Genomic DNA, 13,128 nt, shown 5'->3' on the forward strand with positions numbered 1-13,128 from the left:
TCGATCTCCTACCTCACTGCGATCCCGGCCCGCCGTAGCCCGGTGGCCACAGTCGCCGCCGCGATCTTGCGCTGCCGATCCAAATTGGTGCGCGACAGGCAGCGGCCGGGCATGGCCTCATGCGGCTTGACTTGCAGCGGCAGGCAGCCGGCCTCGCGGCATCGCGCCATGAATACTGCTCGCGCCTGAACCCGTATTTCCGCGTGCTTCGAGAGATTGGCCTTCGCCATCTCGGCATTCGCCAGACCCGCCACCTCGCGCGCGATCGCCGCGCGCCGCTCATGTGCCTCGATCACCGCCGGTTCGCGGGTGTCCTTGACGGCGCCCTTGTCGTCCCGGTGTGGCGGTGCGTTGTGCCGACGCATCATCTCATCGGCTAGAGCCATAGCCCGCTTCTTCCGGTGGTGGAGCATGGCGGCCATGTCGCGTCCTAGCGCGGTGGCGTAGGCCCATAGCATCATGGCATCGGATGGGAGTGGGCGGCCGTCGAGATAAGCCATCGGCCATTTCAGCGCTTCGTTCATGCGTGAGAGCTCATCGGCCGTCGGTCGCGCGGCGCGCTCCTGCTGCTTCTCCTTCTCCGCCAGGGCTCGGGCCTGAGCGTCGACGAGGTCGGAGAACTCGTGGATCATTGCCGGCCAGCCGTTTGCATGCTGGCGCGGCCCGACGCGGGTTCCAGACCGGGCGAGGATATCGAAGGCTTCGACCATGCGGTTCTGGACATGCTCAGGCGTCCATTCCGTCGGGATATCTTCCTCCCCGATCGCTGCGATGCGGCTGCTGAGGTCACCTGCAGGACCGAGATATCCGGGAACGGCGATAGCGAGATCGTTCATGGGCGTGGCCGTGTTGGGAGGGCGAGTTTGCCGAGGCGGCGGCGGGCGTGTTCGATTCCGTCGTCCAAAACGACGCGGGTGATGCGGTCGAGCATGGTTGCCGGGCTGACCTGGGCGGCGTCGGCAAGCTCGGTCAGGACGCGGGCGTTGCGGTCAGGCAGGTAGGTGCCGAAGCGCCTGGCGCCGGGACGGGCAAGCTTGATGTGATAGCGATGCGCGATAGCCCTGACGCGGCGCGGGCTGATTTCGCCGATGGTGTCGGCGATTTCGCAGCTCGTCATGCCGTTCGCAGCGAGCGCCGCTATGTCGCGTGCCCGCTCCCGTGCCGGTTTGAATTTCGTTCTGTCGACCTCGCCCATCATCCTGCCGCATCGTGAAAGGGGGCAGCCGGCGCGGGAATGCGCCGGCCGTAGCTGTTGGGTGGTCAGGCGATCGCGCCGGCGAGGTCCTTGGTGACCTTGAACTTCACGACGGTCTTGGCCGGGACATCGATCGTGGCGCCGGTCGATGGGTTGCGCGCCATCCGAGCCTCCCGACGTTTCGCCGAAAGCTTGCCGACGCCCGGCACGGTGATGTCCGCGCCGCCCTTGAGGCTGCCGGTAACAGCGCGGCCAAGGCTGGCGAGCACGGTTGCGACGTCGTTCTTGCTCTTGCCGCTGTCGTCGGCGATCGCCTGGATCAGTTCTGCTTTGGTCATGGTCTTCTCCGTTGAGGGCCCTCGCTGGGCCGGGATGTTCCTGCGGCGCAGGAATGGGGGTTGGGTTCAGATCGCGACGGCGCGTCGATTTCGGCCGGTGCCGGCGGTCTTGAAGACCTTGGCGGCTTTCGAGAGCGGGGTCCGCCCTCGGTCTTCGGCACGGTCCTTCGCTCGGGCTGCCGCAATGATCGCTTCGACCTCGGTCGCAAAAGCCTGCTTCACCGGCTTGCCATTCTCGCGGGTCACAGCGTCTTTGATCGTGATCCAGCAGGTTCCGACCCCGGGGGCTTGGAACCATGCGAACCAGCCGAGACGATTGGGGGCCGGCACGGCGCCGAAGTCGCGCGGGACGGTCGTCATGCTGCCTTCCCCGCGTTGCGCTGGCGCGTCGCCTCTTCGAAATGCGACCGCAGATGCGGCGGACAAAGGTGGGGGAAGCTCAGGCTTTCAGGATCCTGCGCCCAATGGGGGTTCCACGGCTGCCCTGTGCGCCAAGCCTCAAGCCTCTGCCGCCACTGCCGCTCCTTCGCCTCGGGGCTCTTGGCCGCGATCGTGCGGATGGTGTGTGCGACCACGGCTGTCGACGGCAGCCAAGTCCTATCGACTCCCTCAACTTCGCCGCTGATGAGCTGACGGATACCTTCCTGGATCGACCAGGCGCTGAACTCTCCGAGGACCATGACGTAGACGGCTGCAAGTTGAGCAGGGTCATCGCGCTGCTGGCTGGCGAAAGCGCGGAACAACAGGGACAAGCTCGCCTGGAGTTCAGCTTTGGTCGGCTTGCGGACGAGTTCCGCGCCAGCGGGAACGGGCAGCTTTCCTGCGGGGATTGCGGGGCTATTGTTCATCTGGGAAGAGCTCCATGACTGTTCTGAGACCTGCGACCAATCGATCATCCGAGGATGGTCGTCGTGGCGCGTCACGGGCTCCAGTCGGCCCAGGCCTGGGGTCGGCGTGCGTAATCGCTCCGACAAAGCCAGGGCGGCTCATGTCGACATCCGGCGGCGGCGCGTTGTTGCGGATCCAGTTCCGGTATGCCGCAGCCCAATCGAGCTTTACGGCCTTCGGCGAAGAGGCAGCCCAATCCTTGAATCGCTCGGTTTCTTCCTGGCAGGCACGGTTGCTCGGCAGCCGTTCGCGGGCATAGGCCTTGAGTTCGTCATCGGGCCACCAATCCGGAGGCAGGCGTGTTCCACGCTTTCGGCTGCTGGCCTTTTCGCGACCGCCATCGTCGATTGGCTGTTCGTGCGCACTCCGAAGAGACGAAGTCTCTGAGGATATATCTCCTCTCTTCTCCTCTTCTCTTCTCTGGTTCGTTTTGCTTGAAGCAAGTGCTTCATCTGCGTCGTTATTTTTCAATGCGTTGCGGCGAATTTCTCCGCTACGTATGCCACCTGTCCTCCCTGCGTCTGACCTGTGTGTCGACTGTGTCTTGCGGGTGTCTAGCTCCTGTGTCACCCGGGTGTTGGTCAGATGCCCGTCACCTGTGGGCACGATCTTGCCCGCGGCGATCAGGTCATCGCGGAGCTTCGATGCCTTGTTCGGATGGCACTTCCAGAGGCGCCCGAGAACCATCTTGTCATCGACGACCGCGCTCTTGCGCCGGTACATCTGGTGGCAAAAGCGGAGGTATGCGCCCTCCTGCTCAAGGGAGAGGGTGTCGGTCCCCTCGTCCCAAGCCTCGTATTCCATCTTGTAGAATTCGCCCCTCACCGGCCATCTCCATGGATGCCGCAGACGATCGACCGGCCGGGGTCGCACCAGAGATTGACGCGGCCGGTCTGACCCTGCCGGCTCTTCTCGATGCCGATTTCGAGGTTGTTGCGGACGGCCTCGGCTTCGTCCTGGGCGCCCTGGTCGCCGCGGCGGTAGGCCTCGGTGCGAGTGGCGTAATAGTGCTCGCGATAGAGCATCAGGACGGCGTCTGCGGCCTCCTCGATTTCACCGGAGGCGCGGAGGTCGGAAAGCTGGGGGCGCTTGTCGTCGCGCTTCTCGACATCCCGGCCAAGCTGGCAGCACAGCATTACCGTGCACTCCAACGTCTTCGCCATGACCTTCGCGGAGTTGGCGATCTCGCCGAGCTCGTTGACCTTGTTCCCCTGGTAGCGGCTCGATGGCTTAACCAGCATGGCGTGGTCGATCAGGGCAAGCCGAAGGCGCTTGCCCTGCTTGTCTAGCCGATCAGCGAACTTGCGAGATTCGACGAGGATGTCGGCCATGCTGAGCGATGGCGTATCGTCTAGCCGTAGTGGCTCCTTCTTCGCCTGGCTGGCGGCCCACAGATAGGCCTCAAGCTCGTTCTCGGTGGTGTGCCCTGAAAGAACCTGCCCGTAGGTTGGGCCCTTGGAGCCCAGCCGTTCACAGATGACGCGGGCGGCGATCTCCTTCGATGGAACCTCTAGCGAATAATACTGCGTGCCTTCGCCCCGGCTGCTCATCTTGGAGGCCAGAGCGGAGCCCATAAGCGTCTTGCCTTGGCCGGTTCGTCCCGCCAGCACATAGAGCGCACCCGGCGCCAGCCCCCGCATCGGCAGATGTTTGTCGAGGTCGGGGATGCCACAGGATGGTGGTCGCTCCAGTTCGCCGCGCATCATGGCCTCGGCTTCGCGCCCGGCCTGCTCAGCGATGTCTCCGAGGCTACCTCGGCTGGAACGACGCTGATCGGTGGCCGCGTCGCGCAGTGCATCCACGGCATCGATCAGCCCGCGAGCCAGCGCGGTAACATCTGACGTGGCGATCGTGCTTCGCGCGCCGTCGGCAGCGTCGAAGATGCGCCGGACGACCCATGCGCTGCGGATGATCTTCGCATAGTCGGCCAGCGAACCGGCCGGCGCCGCGAGCGCAGCCATCCGGGCCATAAGCTCGTTGATGGAACCGCCCTCGCCCATCAGGACGGATGCGCCGCCTTGAATCACGGTCCGGAAGTCGATCGTTCCTCCGCGCGCGACGATGTCGATGATCCGGCGATAGAGCGCCGCGGCCGACAGATCACCGAAGTGCTCCTCCGTCAGCCCGGTCAACATCACAGTGCTGATCGCGGGCGGCGCCATCAGCATGCCGCCGACGAGCGCCATCTCCGTTTCGGAGATCTCGCGGAACCAGTCCGTGAATTGATCGGGGGTATGGGCGTTCATCGCGCCCTCGCCTGAAAATGGCCAACGAGGACGCCGACGAGCACCGGGACATCAAGCGGCGAAACGCCGCCGTTGCGCTCGACCCGCATCAGGACAGCTTCAAGTGCGGCGGCAGGGCTGGACTGGCCACCATGGAAGTCGGGGTTAAGCTGCCCCTGCGCGTCCCATGTGATCTTGGCTTCGCCGCTGCCGTTGGAGCGGGTGGAGATGCCGATCGTCCAGCCAAGCGCACCGCTGTCGAGGATGATTGGATCTGCGATCATTCTGCGGCCATCCTCGAAACGAGATCGCCGTCAGTTCCTGTGTCTTCCGCCAGCCGAAGATTTCGGGCCGCTTGCCGGAAGTAGGTATCTTTCAATTCCGTGCCGACGAAACGGCGCCCGTGCTTGAGAGCGATGAATCCCTCGCTGCCGATGCCCATGAAGGGCGAATAGACGAGGTCGTTCGGGTTGCTCCACAGATGGACGGCGCGCTCGATCACATCGAGTTGCAGCGGGCACAGATGGCGCTCGTCCTTGCTGTCGCGAGCGACTGCAACGTTGAGGACGTTGGTCTGATCGACCGTCATCCAAACCGGCGACGCGGCCTCTTGCCACCAAGACACAGGATAGACGCCGGGATCGTGCTGGACGGGCTCTGGGGTCTTACCGTCGCTTTCTTTCCGGAAGACGAGGAGATAGTCGGGCATCCCGACGCGGACGCGGCTGCCGTCGGTGCGGAGCGTCTTGTAGAGCAGGCCGTGGGCCTTGGTCCGCGTCATCTCCACGACCGGGCATTTCCAGATCGTCACGCGGGAGTGATAGGTCCAGCCTTCGTCTTCATGAACCTTGCGGATCAGTGCCGGCAGATCGAACAGGCCGATCACGCCGTCTCGTGACTTGCTCAGCGGCAGGTCCGAGCAATGGACTGCACTGATGCGACCCGGCTTCGTGGCGCGCAGCAGGTCACGGACGAGAAAGCGATAGCGCTCCGCGAATTCGTCATGATCGGCGACATTGCCCATGTCTCGCTCGCTCTCGCTGTAGACGTAGAGCTGGGAGAACGGGGGCGAATAGACCGACAGGCCAATGCTGTTGTCCGGCATGGTCGGCGTGAATTCGACCGTATCCGCCTGATAGGCGGCGAAGCGATCGCCGACGACCTGATCGAGAACCTCAATCATGCGTGCACCCACGCCGGCAATGAGGCCGACTTTTGCGGTTGGTAGGAATGGAGACGGGTTTCGGCGCGGTGGGCGCGCGACATAGCGAGCATCATCTCGCGCTTCATCGCGTCGTGATCGCCGGCTTTGCGGCTGACCACATCCCAGATTGCGGCTTCGGTGTCGGCAAAGACGACATGGCAATCAACTGGTCGGGTCTGTCGAAAGCGCCAGTGGCGCCGGACAGCCTGATAGAAGGCCTCGTAAGAGAAGCTCATGCCGGCAAAGACAGTGCGGGCGCAGTGCTGCCAGTTGAGGCCGAAACCCGCGATACTGGCCTTTGTCACCAGCCAGGGCAGTTCGCCGTTGGTGAAAGCGGTGAGCCGATCTTCCTTTTCCGTCGGCGTCATCGACCCGCGGACTTCGACGGCGCCGGGGATGGCAGCCATGACGGCGTCGGCGTCGTAATCGGTCTCAACCCAGATAGTCCAAGGCTCGCCGGGCTCAGTCGCGACAATGCTCGCAACCATTTCGGCGCGAGCCCGACATGTGAGCCGCTTCTCTTCATGGATCGAGGTTGCGGACATGTCCGGGAGCCGGAAGAGATGGGCCTGGCCATCCTTTTCCTGCCCACGCCCGACGAGGCGATCGGCCTCGACCAGATGGCGTTGCATCCGCAATTCCGGCATCTCGAACCCGACATCGGAAAAGCCGAGATCAGAGGGCTTCGAGACGCATCGCGCCCATGACGCCACCCAATCCCAGAAGGGGCGAACGCCATGACCCTTTAGCCGCCATGTGCCGGTATCGGCGCTATCGTGCAGAAACCAGCGCATCAGCATCTGGTCCCGCGTCATGACGCCCAGGAACTCAGCGTGAGTACCAAGCTCGGTGTGGTCGTTGGGCGCCGGCGTCGCTGTGCACGCCAGCCGATAGGGCGTCTGCGAGAACAGCTCGATCAGCCGTTTCGTAGTCTGCCCGCTGAAGCTCTTGAGGATGGAGCTCTCGTCCAGAATGATCCCGGCGAAGTCGGCCGGGTTGAATAGGTGCAGTCGCTCGTAATTGGTGATCACGATCCGAGCGCCGGACCAAGAGCCATCGCGTGAAACGATCGCATCGATGCCGATATCATCGGCCTCCTGCTTGTGCTGCCGCGTCACCCCGAGCGGCGCCAGCATCAGGACTGCCCTATTCGTCCGACGAACGACCTCCTGTCCCCACGACAAGGCCGCGCGTGTCTTGCCTAGCCCTGTGTCGAGGAACATGGCCGAGGCGCCGGCCCGGAGTGCGAATTCGACGGCTGCGCGCTGATGGTCGAAAAGCGACGACGGGAGATCGAAATGGCCGTCGAAGCCTGAGGGCTGAAACGCACCGCGAGAGGCCGATATGATGTCGCGATAAGCCTCAATGCTCATGCCACGCCTCCCCGCAGGAGGCATTCGGCAGCGCGCTGATCAAAGGTCGCGCGAGGGATGCCGATGTTCCGGCAGTAGACAGCGATGCTCTCCTCCAGATCGCGCGGAAAGCTCGACTGGTCGATCACCTCGATTGAGCGAGCGCGGTTCGGCAAGCGCCGGATAGCGCCGCGCTCCTCCAACTTTGCCATCAATCGGAATGCGCCCGATTTCGAGCGCAGGCCAACGCCGGCTGCCATCTGCTCATAGGAAGGCGGCTGCCCTTCGCGAGCGGCGAACTCGTTCACGAAATCCAACAGCGCGCGCTGTCGCTTTGTCAGGCCCGTGCTCATCAGGCGACGCCTCCGAGAAGGGCAACGCCAGCCGGCCGGCGGCGCGCGTAAGTCGCGACAGCCCAATCCCAGCAAGCGATGGCATCGGACTGGTCGCGCTTGGCTTTCGGAAGAATGACTTCCGTGTAGCCGAGGAGATGTGCCTGCTTGGCAACCAAGAGCTTGATGTCCTCGCCCTTGTCGGCGCGTCCCTTTCCGATGAAATGTTTGCATGCCGTGGAGCGAGCGACGCGCTCGACACGAACGCTGAATCGGCGGGCGAAATTGAAAAGTCCCTGATTGAGGGACAGGGCGACCTTGGCCGCATCGTCAGACTTCTGCCCTGCCACCGGCAGCATGGCTTCAGCGACGATTAGATCGGGGCGCGGATACTGCGGAAGCGGACGAATGAACGCTTGCTCAAGCCAGCGTTCGAGGTTGAACCCAGCCATCTCGAATGGCTCGTGCGGCTTGCGGAAGCGCATGGACAGCAGCTCGATCTGTGACGGGTGGTTGATGCGGGAGTCGCCGATAGCGACCCCCGTGGTGGTTGCGAGGTCGAGCCCGACCGTGAACATCAGTGGACGCGGCTGAAGGTGCCGCCCTGTTCTTCCACGGCCCGCTCTTCGTCTCGGGCTCGCAGGAACGCTGGGCGGATATCGTCGCTGAAGTCCTCAGAGGAAGGCGCGGCCGGAACATCGTCGTCGACCGGGGCCGGCGGGGCTTCCTCAGTCTGGGCCTCGACGGCCTTCTTGCGGCCACCCTTGCCTTTCGGCTTGGCAGGCTCGGTCGGGGCCTCGGTTTTCAGATTGTCGAGGTCGAGCGCTTCGCCGGCGGCGGCCCGGTTCTGCTCGGTGAAAATGCGATCGGCGGCCTCAGCGGCGGTCTCCTGAGGAACTTCGGGCTCCTCCCCGCCGTCTTCCGCCATATCGGCCAGATTTCCGACGTGCCCCTTGTTGACGAGGTCTTCCTCGACCCAATCGAGGTAAGCGCGAAGGTGGTAGAGATGCTCCTTCGCCTTCAGCTCGTTGTTCCGTGCCTTCTTGAAGATCGAGGCGGCCTGGCGGAACGCCGGCCCACAGAGATTGCCGACCTCGACTTGCGTCTTGATGCGATCGCCGAACTGTCCGGCAATGCTGGAGGTCTGCTCCTTCACCCGGTTTGCTTCTGCGAACAGGGCCTTCACCACAGATGCCTGTGGCAGCTTGATTGGGGCTTCCGATTCCTGCGTCATGCGAGCGTGCTCCTGCTGGTGGTGGTCAGTGGTGGAGTTGTTCGGGAAGCCCAGGCTCAGGCAGCTTGCCGGCCCGGATCATCGCGCGATGGATCTGCCGCCAGCGTTCAGCGCCTGACGAGGCAGGGCGAATGCGAGTGCGCGGGGCGAACTTCCGAACGATCGGCTCGGGCTCGGCTGCCGCAAGCAGGCTGATCTTCGGCAGCGTCGGCTTCGTGCCGATCTCGACTAGTGGAGCAGCGACCGGCTCCGGCACCGGCTGCCGCGTAACACGACGGCGAATGCCAGGAGCGATCGTCTGGCGCTGGACGCGGACGCGGTCGCGATGCTGCTGCCGCTCATTCCCGGCATCGACCGCCCATCGCACGGTGCTGCGCGACTTCCTGAGACGCCGCGCGATCTCGCAGATCCGAGCGCCTTCTGCGTGCATCTGCTTGGCAACTGCGTGCCAGTCTGGGGTTGGCGTGCTCATGGCCGTGGCTCCGAGAGGTTTTTGGCCTGCCGGTCGCACCACTCCGCGCCATCGGCGAAGGCCGCTGCTGGAAACATCGTCAGCCGCGACAGCTTGGCGAGGAGCCAAGACAGCCCGGCTAGAAAAATCGCGAGAAGGCCCCGCATGGCCCCTCCTTTCAGGGTTCACGCGCCAAGGGCGTCGAGTTGTTCTTGAATTCGGCGCTGTTCAGCGCGCAGGGCGTTCTGCCGCTCGCGGCGATGGGCTTCATCGAGCCACGCCGGCGCCTTCGGATAGACAGCGATCAGGAAAGCCGGGCCGTAGGCGAAGATCAGGCGCGAGAACGCGGCCCAGGATGGCTTGGCGACGCCCTCGAACCACTTCCGCACCGTGTCGGATGGTATGCCGGTGTCGTACGCGACGTTCTCGACCGTCTTCGACGGATAGAGGCCGCGCAGAAAATCAAGGGCCTTCTCGGGGCAAGCCTGGGGTGAAGCCACCCCAACCTTTCCGGATTTCTGACCAGTCATTCCAAGCTCCGACTGCGAAAGTGGCTTCACAGACGAGGACGGAACGGCGGGGCGCTTGGCAGTGCTGGTCGGATCGACCTTCCGGGGAACGCGGGCTGCAACCCGCACCCCACCGGATTTCAGGAGAGACGAAGCTGATGGACGGGGATGCGCGAGGACCACCATGACGATCAGGACCTAGCAATGACGGTGGCCATGAGGGCGACCGGAGCAAGCGCAAGCAGCGCAGCAATTGCCAATGCGGCGCCGATGACGGCGCCGACAAAAATGTCCAGCAAGCGGTCCATCAGACTGTCTCCTCGGCCGCGATGGGCCGGGTCACAGTCGCGGGCCATTCGGCCCCTTCAGGCCAATTCGACGAAAGCCAAGACATTCCGCGCGCTACGCGCCGGGCGCCCATATCTCCACCTTCGCGAAGGTGTTTGAGACGCGTCCCTTCCCCGAACACGAGCGTGGAAACCCTCGATTCCGAGAGTTGTCTTGCCTCAGCAAAGGCGCTGACAACGGCGAGGAGTTCATCAATCGCGTTCATGCGCGAAGACATGGAGCTATTTTTAGCTCGATGTCAAGGCTATTCTTAGCCCGCGCGTTTAGCTCGTCAGCGGGCTAATTTTGGCTCATGACGAACGAGACGGAAAAGCTGCCGCAGACCTTGATCGAACGCATCGATCGGCGGCTTGCCGCGACCGGAAAGAGCGCCAAAGGGGCATCTCGCGAAGCGGGGCAGAGCGAGAGCTTTATCAAGAACATTCGGCTAGGCGCGTCAAAATCGCCCCGCACCGACGGATTGAAGGCACTTGCTCGCGTTCTTGGCACCACGATCGATTGGCTCACCGAAGGACGAGGCCCCGAGGTTGCTGCGGCCAGCGATGGACTCCCATCCCCCTCAACCTCGACGGTCATCCCCACTGACTTAGGCGAGTTCGTTCCGGTCAAGATCGCCGGCAAGGTCAAGGCCGGCGAGTTCATCGCGATCGAGGATCTGGGTGACTGGGAAGAGCCCGAGGAGTTCCTCGACACGCGCGATCCAAGGTTCCCTCATGCCCGACACCTGGGCTTTGAGGTCGAAGGCGACAGCATGAACGCGCTGAAACCGCGGCCGATCCAAGATGGTGATCGCCTATCCGCCCTCGCCTATGAGGACATCGCCGACCGCTACCCGCTGCGAGACGGCATGATCGTCGTTGTTGAGCGCACCAGGCACGGCGGACATGAGCGCGAATGGTCGGTGAAGCAGCTCGAGATCTACGAGGACCGGATGGAGTTCCATCCGAGATCCACCAACCCACGCCACAAGCCGATCATCATCAAGCGGGACAGCTTGGCCGATGACGGCGTGACGGTGGAGATCATCGCGATTGTTCGGCGACTTGTGGCGGAGTTCAACCTCTGACGACGTCAGTCAAACAGGCGCTCGAACAACTTTGCAACATCTGCATTCTATGCTTCATCGATTGATGAATTGACAGAGTCGATCGATGCTCCCGCAGTACACCGCCTACATCGACGAAGCCGGCGACGAGGGCTTCGGAAAACTCGCCGCCGGCCCGGTTGGCGGACAGTCGCGATGGCTCATCCTAGGAGCTTGCTTAGTTAGCCGCGAGAACGACCTGAAGCTCCCCACGTGGCGCAATCAGGTCATCAGCCGATTCCCAAAAAAGAAGTCTCGCGACCTACATTTCCGGGATCTCAAGCATGAACAGAAGATAGTGGTTTGCCAGGAAATCTCCGGGCTTCCGATTGGTGCGGCCGTTGCGATGTCGCACAAGGTAACCATCCCCGGATCTCGATACGAAGAGACCTTCAAAAAGGAGGGCTATCTTTACAACTACCTCCTGCGCTGGCTTTTGGAGAGGGTTACACACGCGTGCGCGACAAAGTCACCTGGTGGCTGCAGCCTCAAAATTGTGTTCTCACGCCGAGCGAATTCCGACTACAATTCCATGCGAGAGTATTTGGCACTGATGCGCGACGGCAAAGAGGTAATGCCTTCGGCACGCAGCATTAATTGGAAAGTGCTCGACATAGATCAGATCGCGGTCGAAAATCACTCTAAATGGGCAGGGCTCCAGATTGCAGACTGCATCACGAGCGCTTTCTTTAACGCCGTCGAACCCAATGTTTACGGGAACTATGAACCGACCTATGCAAACTTACTACGTCCCAATTTGATTAAGCGTCGGGGTATAGCGTTGGACTGCGGCGTAACCCCTGTGCCGTCTCTCGCGAAAGCGGCGCTTGACGCAATGCAAAGCGGCTTCTTCCAGTCGTTTGCGAAATGAAAGTGGGCAGACCCCCGGCCCCTGTTTCACACTGCTTGAGTGCTGCCGCCCGAAGGCAACTTGGGGATGTTCCGGCGCATGTCTGCCCAACAAGAATCTAGCAGATATCCCCGCGATTCACAACACTCAAACCGGAACAAACAGAAAACAAAACGTTCTGCGCTCATCACCGGATTTGCTGCCTGCGCCGCGGGCGGGCTCAGGTAGGCCCTTGCTCCAGTCTTTCATGCCGCAATCCCCTCGCACTTCCACACGGTGACGGCGATCAGCCGCCCAATGAAGCTGTCGCAGCCGTCGCAGGTCGCGCGGACGCTCTGCAGGAAGGCGCTGTCGAGCAGCTCCTCGACGTCATAAGGCGCGTCGTCCACATCCGGGACGTCGAGGCGCTTGAACACGTTCCGTTGGCAGTTGGTGCAGCGGTAATGGAGCTTGAAGCTCGCTCGAATTCCGACGTCTTCCGGCATGACCTGATACTCCGAACTCTGTTGATGATGCCCTGTCGTAGCAGCCTCTTTGTTCTGCTTACGTTCCAATTTCAGGCATACCTGTTCCCCAGAGTCGATACGAGCCACTGCCGCTCCTGACTCCAAATGTCAGCGGGAGTGAGAGCGAGATATTTTTAGCCCTATCCCCTTGACGAGCTATTTTTAGCTCTGCATAGTGACCCCATCAGCCAACCGGCGATGGGGATCGACCGATGCTCTCTCAACAGACACAGGACTGGCTCAACGAATGCCAGCGGGCTTCGGCGGGAAACGTCGCTGCCGCCCGGGCTCGTGACGCCGCAATCCGGGCCGCTTCGCCGGACGGCATGACCGCGATGGGGAGGGCGCTGGCGAAGGTCGAGGCCGCCGGTCGCCGCACCGCCATCAACTACGCCAAGAGCTTCGCCCGCCAGTTCCTGCGGACGCCGCAGAAGCTCAACTCGCTTTCGTGGAACCTGTCGCAGGCTGACCCGGAAGACGGCATCCGCACTGTTCGCCGCCTCGCCCATCAGGATGGCGACACGCATCTGCTTTGCGGCGCGATGATCGCCTTCCGCTGGGCACGGCGCCATGAGCGTGCAGCCGGCGCACTGCTGCTCGCGGCGGAGTGAC

19 protein-coding genes are annotated in these 13,128 nt (G+C 62.8%); 3 read left to right on the forward strand and 16 right to left on the reverse strand.

The features are described 5' to 3' along the window. Positions 1 to 8 precede the first annotated feature (8 nt). From JHD80_RS08395 to JHD80_RS08465, 15 genes are all read right to left on the reverse strand, one after another. Positions 9 to 710 carry a hypothetical protein gene (locus JHD80_RS08395; protein ID WP_199085984.1) on the reverse strand — a complete coding sequence of 234 codons (702 nt, stop codon included), beginning with the start codon at positions 708 to 710 and terminating at the stop codon, positions 9 to 11. 122 nt (positions 711 to 832) lie between these two features. Further along, positions 833 to 1,195 carry a helix-turn-helix domain-containing protein gene (locus JHD80_RS08400; protein WP_210339836.1) on the reverse strand — a complete coding sequence of 121 codons (363 nt, stop codon included), beginning with the start codon at positions 1,193 to 1,195 and terminating at the stop codon, positions 833 to 835. A gap of 65 nt (positions 1,196 to 1,260) precedes the next feature. After that, positions 1,261 to 1,533, reverse strand: coding sequence for an HU family DNA-binding protein (locus tag JHD80_RS08405; protein WP_199085988.1), 273 nt, complete (start codon positions 1,531 to 1,533; stop codon positions 1,261 to 1,263). A gap of 66 nt (positions 1,534 to 1,599) precedes the next feature. Next, positions 1,600 to 1,893 carry a hypothetical protein gene (locus JHD80_RS08410; RefSeq protein WP_199085990.1) on the reverse strand — a complete coding sequence of 98 codons (294 nt, stop codon included), beginning with the start codon at positions 1,891 to 1,893 and terminating at the stop codon, positions 1,600 to 1,602. Continuing rightward, positions 1,890 to 2,381, reverse strand: a complete 492-nt coding sequence (locus tag JHD80_RS08415; protein ID WP_199085992.1) for a hypothetical protein — start codon at positions 2,379 to 2,381, stop codon at positions 1,890 to 1,892. Before JHD80_RS08415 ends, JHD80_RS08410 begins: the two co-directional genes overlap by 4 nt. Further along, the gene (locus tag JHD80_RS08420) at positions 2,371 to 3,246 is read right to left on the reverse strand and encodes a DUF1376 domain-containing protein (protein ID WP_199085994.1); all 876 of its coding nucleotides are present in this window, start codon (positions 3,244 to 3,246) and stop codon (positions 2,371 to 2,373) included. The genes JHD80_RS08415 and JHD80_RS08420 overlap by 11 nt, the downstream gene beginning before the upstream one ends. Beyond that, positions 3,243 to 4,667: a replicative DNA helicase gene (locus tag JHD80_RS08425; RefSeq protein ID WP_199085996.1), complete on the reverse strand. Its 1,425-nt coding sequence runs from the start codon at positions 4,665 to 4,667 to the stop codon at positions 3,243 to 3,245. Before JHD80_RS08425 ends, JHD80_RS08420 begins: the two co-directional genes overlap by 4 nt. Then, the gene (locus JHD80_RS08430) at positions 4,664 to 4,930 is read right to left on the reverse strand and encodes a hypothetical protein (protein WP_199085998.1); all 267 of its coding nucleotides are present in this window, start codon (positions 4,928 to 4,930) and stop codon (positions 4,664 to 4,666) included. Before JHD80_RS08430 ends, JHD80_RS08425 begins: the two co-directional genes overlap by 4 nt. Further along, the gene (locus JHD80_RS08435) at positions 4,927 to 5,841 is read right to left on the reverse strand and encodes a DNA-methyltransferase (RefSeq protein ID WP_349237233.1); all 915 of its coding nucleotides are present in this window, start codon (positions 5,839 to 5,841) and stop codon (positions 4,927 to 4,929) included. The genes JHD80_RS08430 and JHD80_RS08435 overlap by 4 nt, the downstream gene beginning before the upstream one ends. Next, on the reverse strand, positions 5,826 to 7,223 hold the full coding sequence (locus JHD80_RS08440; protein WP_199086000.1) for a helicase-related protein: 1,398 nt from the start codon (positions 7,221 to 7,223) through the stop codon (positions 5,826 to 5,828). Before JHD80_RS08440 ends, JHD80_RS08435 begins: the two co-directional genes overlap by 16 nt. Then, the gene (locus tag JHD80_RS08445) at positions 7,220 to 7,555 is read right to left on the reverse strand and encodes a LexA family protein (RefSeq protein WP_199086002.1); all 336 of its coding nucleotides are present in this window, start codon (positions 7,553 to 7,555) and stop codon (positions 7,220 to 7,222) included. The genes JHD80_RS08440 and JHD80_RS08445 overlap by 4 nt, the downstream gene beginning before the upstream one ends. After that, positions 7,555 to 8,112, reverse strand: coding sequence for a hypothetical protein (locus JHD80_RS08450; protein WP_199086004.1), 558 nt, complete (start codon positions 8,110 to 8,112; stop codon positions 7,555 to 7,557). Before JHD80_RS08450 ends, JHD80_RS08445 begins: the two co-directional genes overlap by 1 nt. After that, positions 8,112 to 8,768 (reverse strand): hypothetical protein, encoded by a 657-nt coding sequence (locus tag JHD80_RS08455; protein WP_199086006.1) that lies wholly within the window; start codon positions 8,766 to 8,768, stop codon positions 8,112 to 8,114. Before JHD80_RS08455 ends, JHD80_RS08450 begins: the two co-directional genes overlap by 1 nt. Before the next feature lie 25 nt (positions 8,769 to 8,793). Then, a complete protein-coding gene (locus tag JHD80_RS08460; protein ID WP_199086008.1) occupies positions 8,794 to 9,240 on the reverse strand; it encodes a helix-turn-helix domain-containing protein in 447 nt (148 codons plus the stop codon). A 164-nt stretch (positions 9,241 to 9,404) separates the two neighbouring features. Further along, complete coding sequence (locus tag JHD80_RS08465) at positions 9,405 to 9,749, reverse strand: hypothetical protein (RefSeq protein WP_199086010.1); 345 nt, start codon at positions 9,747 to 9,749, stop codon at positions 9,405 to 9,407. A 619-nt stretch (positions 9,750 to 10,368) separates the two neighbouring features. Here JHD80_RS08465 and JHD80_RS08470 point away from each other — a divergent pair. Next, on the forward strand, positions 10,369 to 11,142 hold the full coding sequence (locus JHD80_RS08470) for a LexA family transcriptional regulator (RefSeq protein ID WP_199086012.1): 774 nt from the start codon (positions 10,369 to 10,371) through the stop codon (positions 11,140 to 11,142). Positions 11,143 to 11,227: 85 nt separating this feature from the next. Continuing rightward, positions 11,228 to 12,031, forward strand: a complete 804-nt coding sequence (locus JHD80_RS08475; protein ID WP_199086014.1) for a DUF3800 domain-containing protein — start codon at positions 11,228 to 11,230, stop codon at positions 12,029 to 12,031. A gap of 224 nt (positions 12,032 to 12,255) precedes the next feature. On the opposite strand, the gene JHD80_RS08480 is transcribed toward JHD80_RS08475, so the two are convergent. After that, positions 12,256 to 12,603: a hypothetical protein gene (locus JHD80_RS08480; protein WP_199086015.1), complete on the reverse strand. Its 348-nt coding sequence runs from the start codon at positions 12,601 to 12,603 to the stop codon at positions 12,256 to 12,258. Positions 12,604 to 12,728: 125 nt separating this feature from the next. Here JHD80_RS08480 and JHD80_RS08485 point away from each other — a divergent pair, with 125 nt between their 5' ends. Then, positions 12,729 to 13,127 (forward strand): hypothetical protein, encoded by a 399-nt coding sequence (locus tag JHD80_RS08485; RefSeq protein WP_199086018.1) that lies wholly within the window; start codon positions 12,729 to 12,731, stop codon positions 13,125 to 13,127. The last annotated feature ends 1 nt before the right edge of the window (position 13,128 follow it).

This window comes from Allobosea sp. ASV33, assembly GCF_016428755.1.
In the GTDB taxonomy this organism is placed as follows: domain Bacteria; phylum Pseudomonadota; class Alphaproteobacteria; order Rhizobiales; family Beijerinckiaceae; genus Allobosea.

Bases quoted from the DNA above. Each gene is read 5' to 3' on its own strand.
- JHD80_RS08395 (WP_199085984.1), bottom strand. From the start codon at position 710: ATGGTCGAAGCCTTCGATATCCTCGCCCGGTCTGGAACCCGCGTCGGG.
- JHD80_RS08400 (WP_210339836.1), bottom strand. From the start codon at position 1,195: ATGGGCGAGGTCGACAGAACGAAATTCAAACCGGCACGGGAGCGGGCA.
- JHD80_RS08405 (WP_199085988.1), bottom strand. From the start codon at position 1,533: ATGACCAAAGCAGAACTGATCCAGGCGATCGCCGACGACAGCGGCAAG.
- JHD80_RS08410 (WP_199085990.1), bottom strand. From the start codon at position 1,893: ATGACGACCGTCCCGCGCGACTTCGGCGCCGTGCCGGCCCCCAATCGT.
- JHD80_RS08415 (WP_199085992.1), bottom strand. From the start codon at position 2,381: ATGAACAATAGCCCCGCAATCCCCGCAGGAAAGCTGCCCGTTCCCGCT.
- JHD80_RS08425 (WP_199085996.1), bottom strand. From the start codon at position 4,667: ATGAACGCCCATACCCCCGATCAATTCACGGACTGGTTCCGCGAGATC.
- JHD80_RS08430 (WP_199085998.1), bottom strand. From the start codon at position 4,930: ATGATCGCAGATCCAATCATCCTCGACAGCGGTGCGCTTGGCTGGACG.
- JHD80_RS08440 (WP_199086000.1), bottom strand. From the start codon at position 7,223: ATGAGCATTGAGGCTTATCGCGACATCATATCGGCCTCTCGCGGTGCG.
- JHD80_RS08445 (WP_199086002.1), bottom strand. From the start codon at position 7,555: ATGAGCACGGGCCTGACAAAGCGACAGCGCGCGCTGTTGGATTTCGTG.
- JHD80_RS08450 (WP_199086004.1), bottom strand. From the start codon at position 8,112: ATGTTCACGGTCGGGCTCGACCTCGCAACCACCACGGGGGTCGCTATC.
- JHD80_RS08455 (WP_199086006.1), bottom strand. From the start codon at position 8,768: ATGACGCAGGAATCGGAAGCCCCAATCAAGCTGCCACAGGCATCTGTG.
- JHD80_RS08460 (WP_199086008.1), bottom strand. From the start codon at position 9,240: ATGAGCACGCCAACCCCAGACTGGCACGCAGTTGCCAAGCAGATGCAC.
- JHD80_RS08465 (WP_199086010.1), bottom strand. From the start codon at position 9,749: ATGACTGGTCAGAAATCCGGAAAGGTTGGGGTGGCTTCACCCCAGGCT.
- JHD80_RS08470 (WP_199086012.1), top strand. From the start codon at position 10,369: ATGACGAACGAGACGGAAAAGCTGCCGCAGACCTTGATCGAACGCATC.
- JHD80_RS08475 (WP_199086014.1), top strand. From the start codon at position 11,228: ATGCTCCCGCAGTACACCGCCTACATCGACGAAGCCGGCGACGAGGGC.
- JHD80_RS08485 (WP_199086018.1), top strand. From the start codon at position 12,729: ATGCTCTCTCAACAGACACAGGACTGGCTCAACGAATGCCAGCGGGCT.